This window comes from Brevundimonas sp., assembly GCF_003248455.1.
Classification (GTDB): domain Bacteria; phylum Pseudomonadota; class Alphaproteobacteria; order Caulobacterales; family Caulobacteraceae; genus Brevundimonas.
The window spans coordinates 108,765-128,836 of record NZ_QFNM01000003.1; the positions used below are offsets into that span (position 1 = coordinate 108,765).

18 protein-coding genes are annotated in these 20,072 nt (G+C 67.1%); 14 read left to right on the forward strand and 4 right to left on the reverse strand.

Annotated features, from left to right (window positions below):
- Positions 1 to 8: 8 nt before the first annotated feature.
- From DI624_RS01810 to DI624_RS01830, 5 genes are read left to right on the forward strand one after another with little or no spacing between them, the layout of a single operon-like run.
- The gene (locus DI624_RS01810) at positions 9 to 521 is read left to right on the forward strand and encodes a sigma-70 family RNA polymerase sigma factor (RefSeq protein ID WP_291535676.1); all 513 of its coding nucleotides are present in this window, start codon (positions 9 to 11) and stop codon (positions 519 to 521) included.
- On the forward strand, positions 518 to 1,561 hold the full coding sequence (locus tag DI624_RS01815; protein WP_291535677.1) for a FecR domain-containing protein: 1,044 nt from the start codon (positions 518 to 520) through the stop codon (positions 1,559 to 1,561). The genes DI624_RS01810 and DI624_RS01815 overlap by 4 nt, the downstream gene beginning before the upstream one ends.
- Positions 1,562 to 1,580: 19 nt before the next feature.
- Positions 1,581 to 3,425: an NAD(P)-binding protein gene (locus DI624_RS01820; RefSeq protein ID WP_291535678.1), complete on the forward strand. Its 1,845-nt coding sequence runs from the start codon at positions 1,581 to 1,583 to the stop codon at positions 3,423 to 3,425.
- A complete protein-coding gene (locus tag DI624_RS01825; RefSeq protein WP_291535679.1) occupies positions 3,422 to 4,795 on the forward strand; it encodes a multicopper oxidase family protein in 1,374 nt (457 codons plus the stop codon). Before DI624_RS01820 ends, DI624_RS01825 begins: the two co-directional genes overlap by 4 nt.
- A 46-nt stretch (positions 4,796 to 4,841) precedes the next feature.
- Positions 4,842 to 5,306 (forward strand): Rid family hydrolase, encoded by a 465-nt coding sequence (locus DI624_RS01830; protein ID WP_291535681.1) that lies wholly within the window; start codon positions 4,842 to 4,844, stop codon positions 5,304 to 5,306.
- Between the two features lie 52 nt (positions 5,307 to 5,358).
- On the opposite strand, the gene DI624_RS01835 is transcribed toward DI624_RS01830, so the two are convergent.
- Positions 5,359 to 6,291 (reverse strand): LysR family transcriptional regulator, encoded by a 933-nt coding sequence (locus DI624_RS01835; protein WP_291535683.1) that lies wholly within the window; start codon positions 6,289 to 6,291, stop codon positions 5,359 to 5,361.
- 174 nt (positions 6,292 to 6,465) lie between these two features.
- Here DI624_RS01835 and DI624_RS01840 point away from each other — a divergent pair, with 174 nt between their 5' ends.
- The 3 genes from DI624_RS01840 to DI624_RS01850 all read left to right on the forward strand — a co-directional run bounded on the left by DI624_RS01840 (position 6,466) and on the right by DI624_RS01850 (position 10,060).
- The gene (locus DI624_RS01840; protein ID WP_291535684.1) at positions 6,466 to 8,472 is read left to right on the forward strand and encodes a TonB-dependent receptor; all 2,007 of its coding nucleotides are present in this window, start codon (positions 6,466 to 6,468) and stop codon (positions 8,470 to 8,472) included.
- Positions 8,473 to 8,519: 47 nt separating this feature from the next.
- Complete coding sequence (locus DI624_RS01845) at positions 8,520 to 9,518, forward strand: siderophore ABC transporter substrate-binding protein (protein WP_291535685.1); 999 nt, start codon at positions 8,520 to 8,522, stop codon at positions 9,516 to 9,518.
- 251 nt (positions 9,519 to 9,769) lie between these two features.
- On the forward strand, positions 9,770 to 10,060 hold the full coding sequence (locus DI624_RS01850) for a hypothetical protein (RefSeq protein ID WP_291535686.1): 291 nt from the start codon (positions 9,770 to 9,772) through the stop codon (positions 10,058 to 10,060).
- 61 nt (positions 10,061 to 10,121) lie between these two features.
- Here DI624_RS01850 and DI624_RS01855 read toward each other — a convergent pair whose 3' ends face one another.
- The gene (locus DI624_RS01855) at positions 10,122 to 11,492 is read right to left on the reverse strand and encodes a metallophosphoesterase (protein WP_291535687.1); all 1,371 of its coding nucleotides are present in this window, start codon (positions 11,490 to 11,492) and stop codon (positions 10,122 to 10,124) included.
- A 251-nt stretch (positions 11,493 to 11,743) separates the two neighbouring features.
- On the opposite strand from DI624_RS01855, the gene DI624_RS01860 reads away from it, so the two are divergent.
- The 6 genes from DI624_RS01860 (at position 11,744) to DI624_RS01885 (ending at position 18,356) form a co-directional block, all read left to right on the forward strand.
- A complete protein-coding gene (locus tag DI624_RS01860) occupies positions 11,744 to 13,981 on the forward strand; it encodes a TonB-dependent receptor (protein ID WP_291535688.1) in 2,238 nt (745 codons plus the stop codon).
- 129 nt (positions 13,982 to 14,110) lie between these two features.
- Entirely contained in the window at positions 14,111 to 15,199 is a 1,089-nt protein-coding gene (murG, locus tag DI624_RS01865) for an undecaprenyldiphospho-muramoylpentapeptide beta-N-acetylglucosaminyltransferase (RefSeq protein ID WP_291535689.1), read from the forward strand.
- A gap of 233 nt (positions 15,200 to 15,432) precedes the next feature.
- Positions 15,433 to 16,686: a cation:proton antiporter gene (locus DI624_RS01870; protein ID WP_291535690.1), complete on the forward strand. Its 1,254-nt coding sequence runs from the start codon at positions 15,433 to 15,435 to the stop codon at positions 16,684 to 16,686.
- 40 nt (positions 16,687 to 16,726) lie between these two features.
- Complete coding sequence (locus tag DI624_RS01875) at positions 16,727 to 16,927, forward strand: DUF2093 domain-containing protein (protein WP_291535692.1); 201 nt, start codon at positions 16,727 to 16,729, stop codon at positions 16,925 to 16,927.
- Positions 16,924 to 17,784, forward strand: coding sequence for a M23 family metallopeptidase (locus DI624_RS01880; RefSeq protein WP_314187523.1), 861 nt, complete (start codon positions 16,924 to 16,926; stop codon positions 17,782 to 17,784). Before DI624_RS01875 ends, DI624_RS01880 begins: the two co-directional genes overlap by 4 nt.
- 65 nt (positions 17,785 to 17,849) lie before the next feature.
- Positions 17,850 to 18,356 (forward strand): response regulator, encoded by a 507-nt coding sequence (locus DI624_RS01885; RefSeq protein ID WP_291535694.1) that lies wholly within the window; start codon positions 17,850 to 17,852, stop codon positions 18,354 to 18,356.
- Here DI624_RS01885 and DI624_RS01890 read toward each other — a convergent pair.
- A complete protein-coding gene (locus DI624_RS01890) occupies positions 18,293 to 19,249 on the reverse strand; it encodes a lipid A biosynthesis acyltransferase (protein ID WP_291535695.1) in 957 nt (318 codons plus the stop codon). The genes DI624_RS01885 and DI624_RS01890 overlap by 64 nt on opposite strands.
- Complete coding sequence (locus tag DI624_RS01895) at positions 19,239 to 20,009, reverse strand: SDR family NAD(P)-dependent oxidoreductase (RefSeq protein ID WP_291535696.1); 771 nt, start codon at positions 20,007 to 20,009, stop codon at positions 19,239 to 19,241. Before DI624_RS01895 ends, DI624_RS01890 begins: the two co-directional genes overlap by 11 nt.
- Between the last annotated feature and the right edge of the window lie 63 nt (positions 20,010 to 20,072).

The window sequence follows — 20,072 nt, forward strand, 5'->3', positions numbered from 1 at the left end:
GAACTCCAATGCCGTCAACGGCTGAACATCCACGGCTGGAAGAGGTTGTATCCGCCTTTCGCGGCCCGCTGCTGCGCTTCTTTCAGAGACGTGTGCGCGGAAGCCAAGAAGCGGAGGATTTGACGCAGGAAGTCTTCGGCCGGTTGATACGGCAGGACCTCGGCGGCATCGGCAATATGAATGGCTATGTCTTCCAGGTCGCCGCTAATGTGCTGCGCGACGAAGCCCGGCGCGCGAGCGTCCGCAGCGGCATGCTGGCCGGATCGACCGATGTGGATGTGGAGGATGAACGGGGCTTCTCCCCCGAGAGGGTTCTGCAGAATAAGGAGGCGCTGCAGGCGATGGTGAGCGCCCTCTATGAACTGTCCGTTCCGGTGCGCACCGTATTCAGCCAATACCATCTGGATGGAGTCGCCCAGGTCGAGATCGCCCGGCGCATGGGAATGTCGTTGAGCACGGTCGAGAAACACATGGCCAAGGCTAACGCCCATCTCCTTTATCGTCTGCGAGGGCTCCTGTGAGAGATCGCGACAACATCGAGGCCATAGCCGCCGCCTGGGATGCGCGGCTGCGCGCTGGAACGGGCGATCGCGATGGCGATCGGGCCGCTTTTCAAGCCTGGCTTGCTGAATCGCCCGATCATCGAAAGGCCCACGACCGCCTTCAAGGCGCCCTCTTCGCGTTGCGCACACAGGGTGATCTGCCCGAATTGAGGGCCTTGAGAGACGAAGCCCGGAACCGGACCGAAAAACTCCGCCAACGTCGCATCGCCGTCGGGTTCTGGTCATTAGCGGCATCGCTCCTTCTGGCCCTCGCGATCACGCTGCCTACCGAACGCGGGGCCGAGGTGTCGGCCATGGCCCAAGGTGCGAAAATCTATCGGACGGCGCTCAATGAACGCACCCGCGTGATTTTGGCGGATGGATCTGAGGTCACTCTCGATTCCGATACCCGGATCGCCGCCCACTTCAAGGCGGCGCGGCGGGAGATCACGCTTCTTTCGGGTCGCGCGTTGTTCCGGGTGGAGAAGGACCCGTCGCGGCCCTTCGTCGTGAGGGCAGGCGACCGTACCGTGACGGCTCTGGGGACGGTGTTCGACGTGGCGCTCGACGACCGCGATCTCAGAGTGACGTTGGCCGAAGGCCGCGTGGCCGTGCGATCCACCCGGCTCGGCCATGAATCGGTTCGCATCATGCAACCGAGCCAACAATTGGCGGGATCGACAGGAAACCCTGCGATGGTTGTTCAAACCGTCGACACCGCCCGTGCCCTCGGTTGGGTCGATGGACAGATATTCTTCGACAACAAGACGGTCGCCTCGGCCGTTCAAGAGATGAACACATACTCGAGGCTGAAGATCGTGATCCACCCCGAGGTGGCCGACATGCGGATCAACGGCATGTTCCGCGCGGGCAATCAGAACGGCTTCGCCGCAGCGCTGAAGGCGACCTTGCCAGTCGATGTTCGGACAAGCGACCGGGGACAGATTCTGGTCGTCAGGCAGGCGACTGCGCCGACCACTGAAACTTTCGGAACAGGGAACAACAGCGGTGGCCAGTAGGGAGGACGAACGCCTGGGGATGTCGGCGCCGATTACGCGGCGGGACGTTCTCAACAGTCGTGTCCTCGGCGAGGGCGACAGCCTGCGACATGCCCGCTGTCCGGCCGCGCAGTGCGCCCCGCACGAGGACTTCACCGGCTACGGCGGCGTCGGCGACTATGCAAAGGCCAACGGGAACACCCACTCGGTTCTGACCGCCGCCCACAAGGTGCGCGACGGCTACTATGACGCCTTCCCTACCGGTCGCCTGGCTCCCGAGGAGGAGTACGACCTCATCGTCGTCGGCGCTGGCCTCGCCGGACTGATGAGCGCTTGGGAATACTCGCGGATGAGCGGCGGCGGCCGACGCGTCCTGATCCTGGACAATGCGGCCATGTTTGGCGGCGAAGCGCGCGAGAACGAGTTCGAGGTCGAAGGCACGCGCCTTATCGCCCCTCAGGGATCGAATCAGTTCGGCCTGGCTCGCAAGGGATCGGGCTCGCCGGCCGAAGCATTCTTCGACGCCTGCAACCTGCCCTATGAATACCGCTTCCAGGAATGGAGCGCCGATGTCACGCCGCTGGGGATCGCCCGCGACAATTATGGCAACATGGACGGCCAGCAAGAGCAGCAGATCGACATCGCCTATCATTTGGATGACGGAAATGGCCGGGGTCGGCTGATCAACAACATCTGGCGAGACAATCTGGCGCGGGCTCCCTTTTCGGATAAGGCTCGGGCCGACCTGTTGGACTGGCGGCGCACTCGGGTGGGGACGACCGAAGACGAACTTAGGGCGCTCGATCGCATCACCTACAAGGACTATCTCGAGCGGGTTAAGGGCTACGATCCGGCGGTGACCGCCATGGCGGAACCCCTGACGGGTCTGTTATCGGGCGTGTCCGCCGATGCCTCGCCCGCGCGCGCCGGCCGCTTCGTGAGCGACCCGACCCGCAAGCTGTCGCTGTCCTATCCCGGCGGCAACTCGACCTGGGCTCGGCATCTGGTCCGATCGCTCATCCCGGGTTCGTTTCCGGGACCTTTCACCTTTGAAAACCTGATGTCCGCCCGGATGGACCATGCCGCCATCGACAAGGCGGGGGAGCCAGTCAGGCTGCGGCTGCGGTCAACGGTCATCGACGTCCGCCATCAGGGCGCGGCCGGCCAGGCCGAGGCGGTCGACGTGACCTATATCCGCGAAGGGGCGGCCCATTGCGTGCGCGCCAGGTCGGTGGTGATGGCGTCTGGCGGGTGGATCAACAAGCGGGTCATCCACGACCTGCCGAACGATATCCGCGACGCCTACGACCAGTACGCCTATGCGCCGGCCCTGATTATCAACGTCGCCCTGACCAACTGGCGCTTCCTGTACCAGCAGGGCGCCACTGCGGTCAGGTGGTTTGGCGAGGATGATTCGATAGGTTTCTGGGCCAACCTGCGTCAAAGCATGGTGACCGACGGCTACGACCCGCCCCTCGATCCCGACAAGCCCACGGTGCTTACTTTTTACATGGGGCTCTATACCCCGGGTCGGAGCGCGTTCGACCAGGGCGCCCTGGGTCGGACCCGACTGCTTTCCACAACCTACAGCGATTATGAGCGGCGGATACGTACTCAAATGACGCGGATGTTCGCCGACGTCGGGTTCGACGCCAAGCGCGACATCGCCGGCATCATCTTGAACCGCTGGGGGCACGCCCGCCTCATCGAACCCGTTGGCTTCCACTACGGAATGGACGGCAAACCCAGTCCGCTGGAAGCGCCGCGCAAGGGCTTCGGCCGCATCTTCATCGGCCATGCCGAACTCAACGGCGCCCAGAACGGAACGGGCGCCTTCGAACACGGCCGGCGTGCGGCGGCGCAAGCCTTTGGAGTGACAGGATGAGCCTCGACCTCAGCCGCCGCCGGATGTTGAGCCTCGGCGCCCTGGCCGCTGGCGGCGCGGCGACGCCCGCCCTGTCCGCCCCGGCCCTTGCCCTGCCGCGCGCCCAGAAGCTTTCGCTGGAGATTGCATCGGTGCAGGTGGAGTTGGCGCCCGGCGTCGTCATCCATACGACCGGCTACAACGGAACGGCGCCCGGCCCGGTCCTTCGGGTGCGCGAAGGCGCGCCGGTCGAGATCGCTGTTCGGAATTCCACCACCGAAGAGGAACTGGTCCACTGGCACGGCCTGCATAACCCGCCGGTGTCTGACGGCGCCCTTGAACAGGGTAGTCCGGCGATCCCGCCTGGGGGCGACCTGATATACCGGTTCACGCCGCGGCCGGCGGGCACCCATTGGTACCACACCCATGTTATGGCGATGACCGACCTGACGCGGGGGGGCTATAACGGTCAGTATGGCTTCCTGCTGGTGGAGCCGCGTCGGTCCTCGGGTCGCTATGACCGCGAAGTCCTGCTTGCCGCCCACCACTGGAACCCGACCTTATCGGCGCCGGACCATCATCATGGTCATTGCGCGACGCTGAGCTACGAACACGCGTCGTTCAACGACCGCAAGCTGGGCGCAGGCGAACCGATCCGGGTCAAGCGCGGCGAGCGGGTCCTGTTCCGCATCCTGAACGCCAGCGCCAGCGAGGACGTCATGCTGGCCCTGCCGGGCCACAGTTTTACCGTCATCGCCCTGGATGGCGCGCCGGTCCCAAACCCCCGGGCAGTGGAAGTCCTCGCCCTGTCGGTGGCGGAGAGGATCGACGCCGTGGTCGAGATGAATGCGCCCGGTGTCTGGGTGCTGGGCTCGGTGAAGGACCAGGAGCGCGCCAAGGGACTGGGCGTCGTCGTCGAGTATGAGCACGAGCGCGGCCCCGCCGTCTGGCGGGCGCCTGTCCGGCTGGACTGGTCCTACCCGACCTTCGCTAATCCCGGTGCGGAAGGGCCGGATCCCGATGGGGTCTTCACCATGCGATTCGAGAGAGACCTGGGTCACGACGGGTTCGAGCGCTGGCGCATCAACGGCGAACTGGCGAACCATCATCACCTGCCCCGGCTTCAGGTCCGCCAAGGCGGGCGCTATCGATTCCGGTGGATCAATTTGTCTGGCTGCGCCCATCCGGTTCATCTGCACCGCCATCGCTTCCATCTGACCCGCGTCGATCAGACACCGATCAGCGGCCTGATGAAGGACACGGTCAATCTTCCGCCCTACGGCGTGGTCGAGGCCGAGTTCATCGCCGACAATCCGGGTCTGACCCTCCTGCACTGCCATCATCAGCTGCACATGGACTACGGTTTCATGCTGCTGCTGGAATACGTCTAAACCGGAGCTGAACACCATGCGCGTTCCCGCCGCCCTGTCCGCCCTCGTGCTTGCCGCCGCCGCTTCATCCGCCATCGCTCAGGACGCCGCAGCGTCTGACGAGAATGTGGTTCGCAATGGCCGTCCCGGCGCCCTGCTCCTTGAGAGCGTCGAAGTCGGCCCAGCAGCCCGGTATCTCTACATCGGCGGTCATGCCGCCGCCCTGTTGGACCCTGCCGACCCGGACAAGGGCTATGGCGATACGAAGACGCAGACCCTGAGCACGCTTGGCAAGATCAAGACGGTCCTCGAACGTCGGGGCTACGCGATGTCAGACCTGATCAAGCTGACCATTTTCGTGGTCGCAGACCCGGCGACAGGGCGGGCGGATTATGCGGGCGTCAACGCGGCCTACCGCGAGTTCTTTCTGAATGAGGCGAATGCGAACACCGTCGTTCGCACCGCCTTGGAGATCAAGGCGATCCAGGCGCCCGGACTACTCGTCGAGATCGAGGGTGTCGCGGCGCGCTGAAGGAAACTTTCTCGGACCGCCCGTTCGCGTGCCTCTCGGCGACAAGTCGTCGTCAGGCTGACAGCGCCCCGCCGCTCTTGAGACTGGCTTCCCATTCGCGCTGCGCTGCGGCGATTTCCTCGATCAGCCACTGTGTCGCCGCATCGTCTGTGGACCGCTGGTGCCAGGCCATGAAGTATCCGAATGCGGGCAGGGCGACCGGCGGCTCGAAGGTGTGCAGGCCGTAAAGCGCCGCGAAATGCAGCGCGGCCCGAGCGGGCAGCACCGCCAGCGCGTCGGATTCCGCCACCAGATCGGGCACGCTGGAAAAGCTCGGCGCAGATATCGCCACCCGTCGGCGGCGAAGATGATCCGGCGCGTATTCCAGCGGGTCGGCGAAGCCTTCGCCCACCAGCGGCGTCACATGCGGCCATTCGAAGAAGGCGTCGATCCCGATCTCGCCGCCCACCACAGGATGTCCCTCTCGGACAAGTCCCAGCCGGCGCTCGGTGAAGAGCCGGCGGGAAAGGACGCCCGCGCCCTGCGGAGGGTATCCAATGATCACAAGGTCGAGGCGACCGTCCGCCAGATGCTTGAGGCTGGCGCTCGACAGAGCGGAGATCTGGAGGCACGCGGCGGGCGCCGTCTCCGTGATCCTGCGGACCGCCGGCTTGACGACGCTGAGGATTCCGAAATCGGTCGAGGCGACACGGAAGGTCCGATCCAATCGACCGGGGGTGAAAGCATCCGGCCGCAGCAGGTCCTCGCCCTGGGTGAGCCAGCGCCGCAGGGGCCCCGCCAGCGCTTCGGCGCGAGGCGTCGGCACCATGCCGCCGCGCGAACGCACGAGGAGAGGATCGCCCAACTGGTCCCGCAACCGCGCAAGGGTCCGACTCATCGCCGGCTGGCTGACGCCCAGCCTGTCCGCAGCCTGTGAAACGCTCCGGGTCTCGAGCAAGGCCTCCAGACTGGTCAGCAGGCGCAGTTCCGGGCGGCGGGCGATCAAATCGGACTCCTTTATGCCTTCGACGCATGGCGGCCATGCCGAGCGAGTCATGGTCTTTAATGAGAATGACTATTAGGAGCGAACCGCTTCGTCGGGAAAGGCGAAGCTGAAGTCGCGTCGCGCGGCGGATCGACGCATCCGATCGCCGACGCCTGTCTTGCACTGGGGTTTGATATGTCTCGCCGTCCGCCGTCGCCGCGCCTCCTGGGCGCGGCGGTCCTTCTCGCCACCACCGCCCTGCATGCCCCCGCCGCCATGGCGCAGACGGCGGCCCCGCAGCCGGCGACAGAGCTCGGCGAAGTGGTCGTCACCGCCGCCGGGCGCGAGCAGCAGGTCAAGGACGCTCCGGCCTCCATCAGCGTCATCACGCGCGAGGATCTCGAACGGTCGCCCTATCGTCAGTTGACCGACGCCCTGCTCGATGTGCCGGGCGTCACGGTCACGCCAGGCGAGGGCAACAGCCGCGACATCTCGATCCGGGGACTGGGCAGCGCCTACACCCTGATCCTGGTGGACGGAAAGCGGCTCAACTCGCGGGAATCGCGGACCAACGGCGGCAACATCGCCGAGAGCGGCCTTCTGCCCCCGATGGAGATGATCGAGCGCATCGAAGTCGTCCGCGGGCCGATGTCTTCGCTCTATGGATCCGACGCCATGGGGGGCGTCATCAACGTGATCACCCGCCGCATCGGCGACGAATGGAACGGCAGCGTCCGCGTCAACGGCACGGCCCAGACCAATGGAGACTACGGCGACTATTACGACGCCAGCGTTTACGCCAGCGGCCCGCTGATCGCCGACACCCTGGGCCTGCAGCTGTCGGCCTCGATGAACCGGCGCGCCGAGGACGATATCCTGACGGCTTCGCCCGAACGTAAGGACGACAGCGCATCGGCCAAGCTGGGCTGGGCGCTGAACCCGCAGCACGACCTGCTGTTCGAAGCCGCCTACTACGATCAGGAGTCCGTCCAGACCGCAGGCCGCACCACGGAAGCGACCGCCGCGGCGCCCGAAGGGACGAAGTCGGTTCAGAGCCAGGAGCGGTTCGTCTATTCGGTCAGCCACACCGGCGACTGGGGCCGGGCGACCTCGCAGTCCTTCATTCAGTTCGAGGACGCGACGCGGAAGGAAACCGACGTCAACATCAAGAACACCGTCGCCCAGACGGCCTGGGTCGTGCCGATCGGCGCCCATGTTTTGAACATCGGCGCCTATTACAACTTCGCCGACCTGTATGCGCCGAGCGGCAACGGGCTGACCGTGGACGGCAAGGTGCGCGACGCCGCGGACCGGACGCAGTGGGCGCTCTTCGCCGAGGACGAATGGAGCCTGACCCCGACCTTCGCCTTGACCGCCGGCATCCGCCTGGACGATCACGACCTGTACGGCTCGCAGGTTTCGCCGCGCCTGTACGGCGTCTGGAAGCCGACGCCGACGCTCATCGTCAAGGGCGGCGTCTCGACGGGCTTCCGGGCGCCGGACATCCGCCAGACTCTCGCCGACTGGGGCCAGAACAGCCGGGGCGGCACCATCTACGGCAACCCCGATCTTCAGGCGGAAACCTCGCTGACCTATGAAGGCAGCATCGTCTATGAGGCGACCTCCAACGTCGAGATCGGCCTGACAGTCTATCAGACGGACTTCGAAGACAAGATTCTGCGCGTCACCTGTCTGGCGGCGCAGGCGTGGTGCGTGGACGAGCCGCTCAGCTCGATCGGCCGGCCGCCCACGACCTACGTCAACATCGACGAAGTGCGCATCAAAGGCCTGGAGGCCACACTGGACGCGCGACTGACCGACAGCATCACCCTGAAGGCCACCGGCACCCTGACGGAGTCCGAACAGCTGACGGGCGCAAACGCCGGCGCCGCCCTGAACGAGACGCCCGAGTCCCAGGCCAGCGTCGCCCTGACCTTCCGCCCGCGCCATTCCAGGGTCAGCGGCTTCGTGCGCGCGGTCTATTATGGCGAGGAACATCAGGCGGCCATCGCCATCAGCGCCTCGAACATCGTCGCACCCGGCTACACGACCATCGACGTGGGCGGAGCCTATGAGGTCAACGACAAGGTGACGCTGCGCGCCGGCATCCAGAACCTGTTCGATCATGAGATGACCTACGAGGAGTACGGCTATGTGAACGACCGCGCCCGTGTCTGGGCCGGACTCACAGCCCGCTTCTGATCCGGTCGCACGATCCGGCCGCTGCTTTGCGTCTTTCGAGGAATCCCATGTCAAACGCCTTTTCCCGACGTCTGATCCTGACCGGCGCCGCAGGAGGTTTCACCCTTCTGACCGCTGGGACGGCCGCGAGCGGCGTCCCGCCGCAAAGGGTCGTTCACGCGGCGGGAGAAACCGTTCTGACATCCGTTCCCAAAAGGGTGGTGGTGTTCGACCTGGGCGCGCTCGATGTCCTCGACGCATTGGGGGTTCAGCCGGCGGGCGTGGCGGGAGGGCGCTTCCCGGGGCGCCTCGCCGGCTACGGAGCGGAAACCTACGCCAAGGTCGGGACCCTGTTCGAGCCGGATTACGCCGCCGTGAGGGCCGCGCGACCGGACCTGATCATCGTCGGCGGCCGCTCCGCGTCCAAGTACGCCGAACTGAACGCCATCGCGCCGACGCTCGACCTGTCCACCAGCACGACCGGCTTCATCGGCAGCGTCGTCCGCAACATCCTGCTGCTGGGCCACATCTTCGATCGGCGAACCGAGGCTTCCGCCAGCGCGGAACGCCTGCTTTCGGCTATCGGAGCCCTGCACGCCAGGACCAAGGGGCAAGATGCGCTGGTCCTCTTCGCGGCCGGCTCCGGCGTCCAACCCCAGGCGCCCTACACACGGTTCGGCGTCATCTACGAAGTGCTCGGCATGCAGCCTGTCGCGACGCCGTTCGACCTTCCTCCCTCGCCTCCAAGGTCCGAAGCGGGCAGCCTCTCCGACGCGGATCGGGCTCGCCTTAGCGGGGATCAGGCGGCTGCGCTGGCGGTCGTCATGGACCGCGACCCGGATTGGCTGTTCGTGCTCGACCGGGCTTCCGCGACCGGGGGCGAGCCCGCCGCCCCGGCCCTTCTCGCCGCGAGCCAGGCCATCAGCCGCAGCCGCGCCTGGCGCGAGGACCGCGTCGTCCAACTGGATGCGCCGGGCTGGTATCTGGTGGGAGGCGGTCCTTCGACCCTGGAAGCCAGCATAGCCCAGATCGCCAGCGCGATCGGCGCCCGGTCCAGGACCGCCTGATCCTTCGTCTCCGCCTTCCACCGGGCGCTGGGTGACGACGAACGGTTCATAGCTGCGGGGCCGACAGATTGCGCTATGACGAAGCGACGATCGATCGGCTTCGTCCTCGCCCGCGTGGACCAGCGAGCCAGGACGTCAGCATCCCGACACGGGCCGGCCGAACGTCGAAGATCCTGCACGGCGCGCCGTGGCGATGAATCTCTGCTGCTTCCGCTCGCCGGCGCCGGGCGGCGAGATGACAGTCCGGCCGGTTGTTCTTCCGCATCTCGCACGCCGATGACGTCGGACGGGCGATGGAGGACATGCTGTTCTGGAAGCAGGGGGAGGAGGATCATTGGCTCCATGGCTACGCCCGCGACGCCGTTCGGACCGGCGAGGCCCAGGCGGTGTCGTTCGGCCGGCCCTTCATCGGCAACCCGGACCTGGTGGACCGCATCCGTCTTGGGGCGCCGCTGGCGGATTACGACCCGTCGAAACTCTATACGCCCGGACCTGAGGGCTACATCGACTATCCCGTCGCGTCCGCGCCCGATGCGCTTTAACGGGGCCTTTCAGCTTGGGCTTGCACCCGAGGTGATCGAAGCGGCTACAGCGAAGGCGTCGTCACGCTCGGCTGGCTTGGCCCGCTTCGAAAAGCGCGGCGGCGGCAATGGTCTTGATCGAGGGGGCTGCGACCTCTTCGAAATCGAGGTCGGCCGTCTGGAAGTATTCCCGCTGGTTGGCGGCGCACCAGTCGGTCGTGGCGATTCGGACCTGATCGCCGTTCGCGGCGCCCGAGGCATAGAGGAAGTCGCCGTTGCGGTCGGCCAGGGGCATGGGGCGGTCCTGGTTGGCGCAGGCCGAGAAGGCGTCGAACCGGGAGCGCGACACCGTGGCGGCCATCAGCTTTCCGTCGAAACGGACGATGGAATCGAAAGTATAGCGGCTGACCGGCCCTGCGGGCGCGCCGGTTCCCAGGGTGGTGTGGCCGATGAAGCCGGCGTCGGCGCCGGCCGCCCGGGCCAGGCCGGCGGCGACGCGCCGGCCCGTGTCGCCCAGAGACAGGGCGTGCGGGCTGTCGCCTAGAACGGTCCGCTCCTCCTCGGTCAGGTTCGCCGTCAGGGTCGCCGCGACGAGGCGTTCCAGCTCGGCGGAGGGCTGGGCGTCCAGCGCGACCGGGCGGGACTCGGCCGTGACCGACCCGTCGGAATGGAAGGTCGCCGCCGTATAGGCGGTGGTCCAGGAACCGGCGTGGACATAGACGCTGCGTCCCCGCCGATGCTGGAACAGCAGGTGATTGTGCCCGCCCACCATCAGGGCGCCGTCCGGCAGCAGAGGCAGGATGTCCCGGTCGGCGGCGACGCCGGCATGGCTCATGACCATGACGAGGTCCGCGCCGGCGAGGCTCTGGCCCAGGTTGGCCTTGGCCCAGTCGGACGCGGACGGAATGGAGAGCCGGTCGCGCGACGCCTTGGGATAGGTGTTCACGGCATTGGTCGCCACGCCGACCACGCGCAGCGAACGCGCCCCAAGCGCCAGGGTCGCCACAGGCGCGGCATAGCCCAGGCCGCTGCGCGCGTCGGCGATGGTCGTGACCACATGCAGACCCAGACCCTTCATCCGGGCCACGACATCGGCCAGGTTCGGCGTCAGGTCGTTGTCGTGGTTGCCCAGATTGACCACCGTCGGGGCGACGCGCGGCAGCTGCGCCAGGAAGGTCCAGTCGATCACGCCGCCCGAGCGGACGGACACGACATTGCCGTGCTCGAAGATGTCGCCGTTTATGGCGATCACATGGGGGACGGGATGGGTCCGCGTCTCCGCTTCGAAGGCGGCCAGGAGGCGGGCTGTGCGATCGTAGGCCGAGTGCAGGTCCGAAACGGCCAGGACCCGCGCGACCGTCGACGCGCGCGCCATGCCCACAAGCCCAGGCGTCAGGGCCGCGGCGCCGCCTAGTCGAAGCAGGTGGCGACGCGTGGGGGCGATGAGGGACATGGGCGATCCGGGCGATGTCGGGGAGGGCGGAGGAGACTCGCGCAGTTGTCCAGCTTGGCGCCTCGACCCGGCCGAGACAATGGCGCAAGGCGCGATCCGGCCGGTCGGATGCACGATTGCCGCAGCAGTGTGGCCGCGTCTTCAAAGGTTCAAGAAACAGGGAGCGGCGCCATCTGGCGGGTTCGGACACGACGTTCTACGGCGTCGCGCGACAGCTCCCCCTCTTCATGTCGCCCCAAGGATCATCGCACATGCTTCGCCAAGTCTTTTCGGCCGCCACCGTCAGCGGCGTCGCCCTGTTGAGCGCGGGCTCCGTCTTCGCCCAGACCACCGAGACGACTGCGGAACCGGCCGGCGTCGACGACATCGTCGTCACCGCCCAGCGTCGCAGCGAGAACATCCGCGACGTGCCCTTCGCCGTGACGGCCCTGACGCCCGAGACGCTGCAGGACATCTCGGCCGGCGGCGCCGACATCCTGTCGCTGTCGGCTCGCGTGCCCAGCCTGCAGGTCGAAAGCTCCAACGGCCGCTACGCGCCGCGCTTCTATATTCGCGGCCTGGGCAATGTGGACTTCGACTTCACCGCCTCGCAGCCGGTCTCGGTGGTTCTGGACGATGTCGTGCTGGAAAGCGTCTATCTGAAGGGCTTTCCCCTGTTCGACGTGCAGCAGCTGGAAGTGCTGCGCGGACCGCAGGGCACGCTGTTCGGCCGCAACACCCCGGCTGGCGTGGTCAAGATCGACAGCGTCAAGCCGACCGACGATTTCACCGGCTTCGGTTCGCTGACCTATGGCAACCTGGGTTCGACCCGCGCCGAGGCGGCCGTCACCCTGCCGGCGTCCGACACGCTTCAGGTGCGCGGCGCCATCCTGTGGAACCACCGCGACGACTGGGTGAACAACGCCTACAACCCATCCTTCGCCAAGGCCGGCGATGACGATCTGGGCGGTTTCGACGATATCGCGGCCCGCGTCCATGTGGCCTGGCGGCCGACCGATCGGCTGTCGACCCTGCTGACCCTGCAGGCCCGCGACTATGACGGGACGGGCACGATGAACCGAGCCAACGTCCTGACCAAGGGCTCCAACAAGCTGAACGGCAACTTCGACCGCGACACCGTCTATTACGACGGCGGCCGCAACAACTTCCAGAAGCAGCAGACCACGTCGGAATCGCTGCAGGTCGCCTACGACTTCGGTCCCGCGACCCTGACCGGCATCGTCGGTTCGTATCAGGGCTGGTCGCAGGGCGACGGCGACATCGACGGCGGCGTGGCCTCGGCCCCAGCGACTGCGCCCTACAAGACGCCGTTCAACTCCGAGACCGGCACCCTGTCCAGCGACCTGTTGCAGAACACCTATGAGCTGCGCCTGGCGTCGAACGGCGACGGCCGGCTGGGCTGGCAGGTCGGGGCCTTTTATTGGGACGAGCGTATCAACCTGGTGTCCGGCACCTTCAACGGCACGGGCGCCCCGGCGCCGACGCGGGTGACGGACATCGTGCAGAAGTCGGACTCCTGGTCGGTGTTCGGCCAGGGCAGCTACAGCCTCACGGACGCCTTCAAGGTGACGGCGGGCGTCCGCTACACCGACGACAATCGCGACTATCACGGCCGAATCGTTCTGGGGACCGGCGCCGGCGGCACGGGGGCCGTTTCGGTCGGCGACGAACAGGTCAGCTGGGACGTGAGCGCCGTCTATGAGGTCAACGACGACATCAACCTGTTCGCGCGTGTGGCCAAGGGGTATCGCGGCCCGTCGATCCAGGGGCGCAACCTGCCGGTCCTGACCACGGCGGACTCCGAGACCGTCATGTCCTACGAAACCGGCCTGAAGGCGCGGATGATGGACGGCCGCGCCCGGTTCAACGCCACGGCCTATGTCTATGAAGTCAGCGACATGCAGTTCACCGCCATCGGCGGCGCCGACAACTCCAACCGCCTGATCAACGCCGACAAGGGCGAGGGTTACGGCCTGGAGCTGGACGGAGACCTCTATCTGGGCGCGGGCTTCAGCCTGTCGGCCGGGGCCGCCTGGAACCACACCGAGATCAAGGACGGCGATCTGCTGGTGGCCATCTGCGGCGCCAACTGCACCGTCACCGACCCGATCGTCACTGTGGGCGCGACCCGTCGGGCCAATATCGACGGCAATCCCTTCCCGCAGGCGCCGGAATACACCGCCAATCTGACGGTGAACTATGTCCGCGCGCTGGGGAACGACACCGAGCTGTTCGCCACGACCGACTGGGTGCTGCAGAAGGACTTCAACCTGTTCCTCTATGAATCGGTCGAGTTCATGCAGGACACGGCGTTCGAAGGCGGGCTGCGCGCGGGCTGGCGCGACCTCAACCGCGGCGTCGAGGCGGCCGCCTATGTCCGCAACATCACCGACGAAGAAAACGTCATCGGCGGGATCGACTTCAACAACCTGACCGCCTTCGTCAACGAGCCGCGCACCTATGGCGTGCAACTGACGAAGCGGTTCTGATCGCGGCGGTCCGGGCGGAGCCGCAGCGGCTTCGTCCGGGCCGGGCGGCGGGAGCGTTTTTCTTCCGCGGCGACTTCTGAAATCGGCTGATTTCAGACTATTCAGGGCCGGATAATCTGGAGCCCTCGAATGTCCAAGCTTTGCGTCGTCGCCGCCGGCGGCACTGGCGGCCATATGTTTCCAGCCGAGGCGCTGGCGCGCGAAATGTCGGCGCGCGGCTGGCGCGTCGTTCTGGCGACAGACCGCAGGGGCGAGCAATACGCCCATGCTTTTCCGGCCGACGAGCGGCTGGCTCTGGATGCGGCCACCGGCGCGGGGCCGCTGGGTCTGGTCAAGGCCGGGGTCGCCATCTTCAAAGGGGTGATGCAGGCGCGCGCCGCCTTCGAGCGGTTGGGGGCGGACGTGGTGGTGGGGTTCGGCGGCTATCCGTCCGCTCCGGCCCTGGTCGCGGCCGTGACGGCGCGGCGGCCGACCGTGATCCATGAGCAGAACGCGGTCCTCGGCCGCACCAACCGCATATTGGCCCCCTATGTGAACCAGGTCGCCTCGTCCTTTCCCACGCTGGAGCGCGCGCCGGCCAAGGTGCAGGGGCGGGCGCACGTCGTCGGTTCGCCCGTCCGCGCCGAAATCCGCGCCCTGTTCGACCGGACCTATATCGCGCCGGTCGAGGACGGCCCCATCCATGTGCTGGTGACAGGCGGCAGCCAGGGCGCCCGCATCCTGTCCGAGACCACGCCCCGGGCGCTGGCGGCCCTGCCCGAGGTCTTGCGCCGCCGTCTGAAAGTGCAGCAGCAGTCCCGGCCTGAAACGCTGGACGCTGCGCGCCAGATCTATCTGGAGGCGGGGATAGAGGCCGAGGTCGCGCCCTTCTTCCGCGACATGGCCGAGCGGCTGTCCAAGGCCCATCTGGTGGTCGGCCGATCCGGGGCCTCGACCTGCGCCGAACTGGCGGTGGCGGCCCTGCCGTCGATCCTGGTCCCGCTGAAGATCGCCACCGACGACCACCAGCGCCTGAACGCCAAGGCCCTGACCGACGCGGGTGCGGCCGAGGTGGTGCTGGAAGACGACCTGACCGTGGAGCGCCTGTCGTCCACCCTGGCCGCCGTCCTGTCCGACCCGGCGCGCCTATCAGCCATGTCCGCCGCCGCCCGCACCGTCGCCATCCCCGATGCGGCCCGCCGCCTGGCTGACCTGACCGAGGCGACGGCGGGGCGCTGAGTCCGGTTACTCGCCTTTTCAAGCCGGTCATCGGGTCGCAGGTCGCCTGCTGCGCGCAGCCGTCACGACGCCGAGGGCGCGCCGCGTCCAGCCTGTGAATTTCGGAGCGATCGGGCGAGGGCGTCTGGGTTTTTCCGCGTCGCGCGACACTGCGTCATCTTGTCAAATCCGCCCTCGCGCCCCAACTGCAAAGCCTGATCCAAAACCCGGTCCCACCCGCGACAGGAGCCCTGATGCCCCATGCCGACAGCCTGATCCTCACTCTGGTCGGGGGGTTTGTCCTGGCCTTCGTGTTCGGGATGTTGGCGCATCGGCTCAGGCTGTCGCCCCTGGTGGGCTATCTTGTCGCGGGCATCGTGGTGGGGCCTTATACGGCCGGCTTCGTGGCCGACACCGAACTGGCGCCGCAACTGGCCGAGATCGGGGTCATCCTGCTGATGTTCGGCGTCGGGCTGCACTTCTCGCCCAAGGACCTGATGCAGGTGCGCAAGGTCGCCATTCCCGGCGCCCTGGTGCAGATCGTCGTCGCCACCGTCCTGGGCTGGGGGCTGGGCCGGTTCGTGCTGGGCCTGGGCGATGTCGAGGCGTTGCTGATGGGGTTCGCCCTGTCCGTCGCCTCCACCGTGGTCCTGCTGCGCGCGCTGGAGGAGCGCAAACAGGTCAAGGGCGAGATCGGCCGCATCGCCGTGGGCTGGCTGATCGTCGAGGACCTGGTGATCGTCATCGCCCTGGTCATGCTACCCATGATCCTGGTCCCGGCGGGAAGCCAGGCGGACCTGGCGGCGCTGGGAGCCAATGTCGGCCTGACGCTGGTGAAGGTGGTGCTGTTCGTGGTCGGCATGCTGGTGGTGGGCGGCAAGGTCATTCCCTGGCTGTTGATCCGCATCGCCCATACCAAGTCGCGCGAACTGTTCACCCTCGGGGTGCTGGCCATCGCGCTCGGCATCGCCTGGTTGGCCTATTTCCTGTTCCACTCCTTCGCGCTGGGCGCCTTCCTGGCGGGGCTGGTGATGAACGCCTCGCCCCTGGGACACAATGCGGCCGAGCGGTCGCTGCCGCTGCGCGACGCTTTCGCCGTCCTGTTCTTCGTCTCGGTGGGGATGCTGTTCGACCCGATGATCCTCGTGCGTCAGCCTTGGGCGGTGCTGGGCGTTCTTGGCATCGTCATCGTCGGCAAGTCGGTCGCGGCCCTGGTCATCGCCAGGTCTTTCCAACTGGACCGGCCGACCGGCTTCACCGTGGCGGCGTCCCTGGCCCAGATCGGCGAGTTCTCCTTCATCCTGGCGGCGCTTGGCGTGTCCCTGGGCGCCATGAGTCGCGAGACCCACGACCTGATCCTGGCCGCCGCCCTGCTGTCGATCTCGCTCAATCCGTTCGTCTTCCTGTTCACCGACCGGATGGGCGGACGGCCCAAGCCGCCGCCGGCGGGCGCGATCCGTCCCCCTGCGGCCGACGGGCCGATCACGGATGCGGTCGCCTCGGCCTGACCCTCTTTTCGCCGGGGCGCGCCAGGACTATCGTCGGGCAATGGACATGACTGCTTCCGACCAGGCCGTTCTTCACTATGGCGACGGCGAGTTCGCGGTGTTGAAGCCGGGCCGCTACGTGCGCTGCGCGGTCACGGACAAGCCGATCCCGCTGGAGATCCTGCGCTACTGGAGTTCGACCCGCCAGCAGCCCTATTTCGGCCCGGCCGAGTTCATCGCAGCCCTGACGGAAGCGAAGTGAGGGCCACGCGCCGCGCCCTGCTGGCCGGGGCGGGGGCCGGGCTGGTCGCCGGGCGGCAGGCCTTCGCTCGAGGCGGCGACACGCTGGCCCTGGCTCTGAACGGGGCCTGGCGTCAGGGCGGCTACGCCTTTGGGCGCACCGCGCCGGGCGCCCTGATCTTCGTCGACGGCGAGGCCCTGACCACCGCCTCGGCCGCCGGCCTGTTCGTGATCGGCTTCGACCGCGACGCCGGCGCCAGCGCCCGCATCGAGGCCCGCGCCGGCGGGCGTTCGGCCCGGCGCACTCTGGACATCGCCCCCTTCGCCTTCCCCTCGACCCGCGTGGACGGATTGCCGCCCGCGACCGTCGAGCCCAGCGATCCCGCGCTGCTGGACCGAATCCAGCGCGAGCTAGCCCTGAAGACCGAGGCATTCGCCAGCCGCATCGACGCCGACGACTTTCGCGACGGCTTCATCTGGCCTCTGGACGCCTACCGCGTGTCCAGCGCGTGGGGCGCGCAGCGCATCCTGAACGGAACCCCGGCCCGTCCGCACTATGGCGTCGATCTGGCCGCGCCGCAGGGGAGCGTGATCCGCGCGCCCGCCGACGGCCGCATCGTTTTCGTGCGCCCGGACATGCATTTCGAAGGCGGCCTGACCTTGATCGACCACGGCCAGGGGCTGATCACCGGCTATCTGCACCAGTCGCGGCTGGACGTGGAATTGGGCCGGCGAGTGCGGCGCGGCGATCCGCTGGGCCGCGTCGGCATGACCGGCCGCGCGACAGGGCCGCACCTGTGCTGGCGCATGAAATGGCGCGACCGCAATCTGGATCCGTCGCTGATGGTAGGCGCCCAGGCGCCGAATGCGCTCGCTTGAACCAAGGCTCCGCTTGCGAGCCTGCGGACATGCTCCTAGCGTCCGGCTTCGATCGGTGGGGTCTGATGTCTTCTCTGAAATCGCTGAACGTCCTGCTGGCGGACGACAATCAGAACATGCGCGCCATCGCCGCCGCCGTTCTGCATTCGGCCGACATTCGCAATGTCCACGAGGCCGCCGAGGGCGCGACCGCCCTAAGCCTGCTGCGCCGCCATCCCATCGACCTGGCCATCGTGGACTTCAACATGTTCCCGCTGGACGGGGTGGAGTTCACCCGCCTGGTCCGCACCGGCCCCGACAGCCCCAACATCTATCTGCCGATCATCATGATGACCGGCCATTCCGAACGCTCCCGCGTCTATGAGGCGCGCGACGCCGGGGTGAACGAGTTCGTCGTCAAGCCGATCACCGCCAAGGCCGTGCTGGACCGGATCAACGCCGTCATCCTGAGGCCGCGCGCCTTCATCCGTTGCGACAGTTATGTCGGCCCGTGCCGCCGCCGCCGCGATCAGCCGGAGTACGAAGGGCCGTTCCGCCGCTCGACCGACGCCGGGCGATCCAACGCCGCATAGACCTTGTCCGGCCAGCGCCGGTGGACCCAGAACCAGTCCACCGGATATTCGCGCACCCGATCCTCGACGAAGCGGTTTGCGGCCTGGACCCCCGCCAGGATGTCGGCCGCCTTGTCCTCGCTGCGGCCGAGGGCGATCGGCTCGTGCGCCGTCACCCGGAACCGGACGCCCGGCAACCGCACCACCGACAGCGGCAGCATGACCGTGTCGAACTTCAGCGCCAGCCTCGCCGCGCCGGGCGAGGCGTTGACCGGCTGGCCGAAAAATTGGACCTCCGGCCCCTGGTTGTATTTCTGATCCACCAGCAGGGCGATGGAATCGCCGCGCTTCATCCCCGCCATCAATTCGCGCGTGCCGTCCCCCTTGGGCGCGAACAAACGGATGCCGTAACGCTCTCGGCTCTGGCGGATCAGGGCGTCGACATACGGATTGTTGGCCGCGCGATATGTCACCTGGCACGGCACGCCCGCCGCCATGATGACCGCGGCCATGACTTCGAAATTGGCCAGATGACCCGAGATCAGCACGGCCGGCTTGCCGCTGTCGCGCAGGGCGTGCAGCCGCTCCATCCCGACCACCTCCACGCGACCCCCCTCGGGCGTCAACTGGTCCATCACGGCCAGCTCGGCGAAGGTGCGGCCCGTCTGGTCCCATTGCGCCAGGGCCAAGGCGTCGCGCTCGGCCTCGCCCATGTCGGGGAAGGCGATGCGCAGATTGCGCATCACCGTCTTCTGCGTCCCCGTCAGCGGGCCCAGGGTGCGCAGCAGCCAGCCGCCCAGCCCCGACGCCCGCTCGACGCCCAGCAGCCGCAGCAGGCCGAACAGGGCCCGGAAGCCGAAGGCCTCCAGCCGCCACACCCAATCCTGTTTCCAGCCCTTACGTTCACCAGGCAATCGTCAATCCGCCGTCCACCACCAGGGTCTGCCCGGTCACATAGGCCGAGGCAGGGCTGCACAGATAGACCGCCGTGCCCGCGATTTCATCCGGTTGGCCGATCCTTTTCAGCGGGGCCGGCTCCGTTACGGTCTTCAGCAGTTCGGGGTTCTCCCACAGATATTTGGCGAAGTCGGTCTGGACCAGGCCCGGCGCGATGCAGTTGACCCGCACGTTCGACGGCCCCCATTCGACCGCCAGATTGCGCACCAGCTGCATGTCCGCCGCCTTGGAGATGTTGTAGGCGCCGATCAGCGCATTGCCTCTCAGGCCGCCGATGGACGAGATGACCAGGACAGCCCCGTCCTTGCGCTCCAGCATCTGCGGCGCGACCATCTGGATCAGCCAGTGATTGGAGATGACATTGTTCTGCAGGATTTTCTCGAACTGATCGTCGGCGATCCCGGCCATCGGTCCGGCGTAGGGATTGGTCGCCGCATTGCAGACCAGGATGTCGATCCGGCCGAACGCGGCGTTCGTCTGGTCCACCAGCCGCTGCAGGTCGTCCTTGGAGGCGATGTTGGCCGGAACGGCGATGGCGCGGCCTTCGCCGTGCCTGTCGTTGATCTCGGCGGCGACCGCTTCGCAAGGCCCGGCCTTGCGCGAGGAAATAACGACCTTGGCCCCGTGTTCGGCCAGCCGTTCGGCGATGGCCTTGCCGATTCCGCGCGACGAGCCGGTGATGATGGCGACCTTGCCGGTCAGATCGAACAGTTCCATTGCGTTTCCCATGTGATTCTGCGGGGATATTTATCGCCCCGCTCTAGCCGAATGGCATTGATA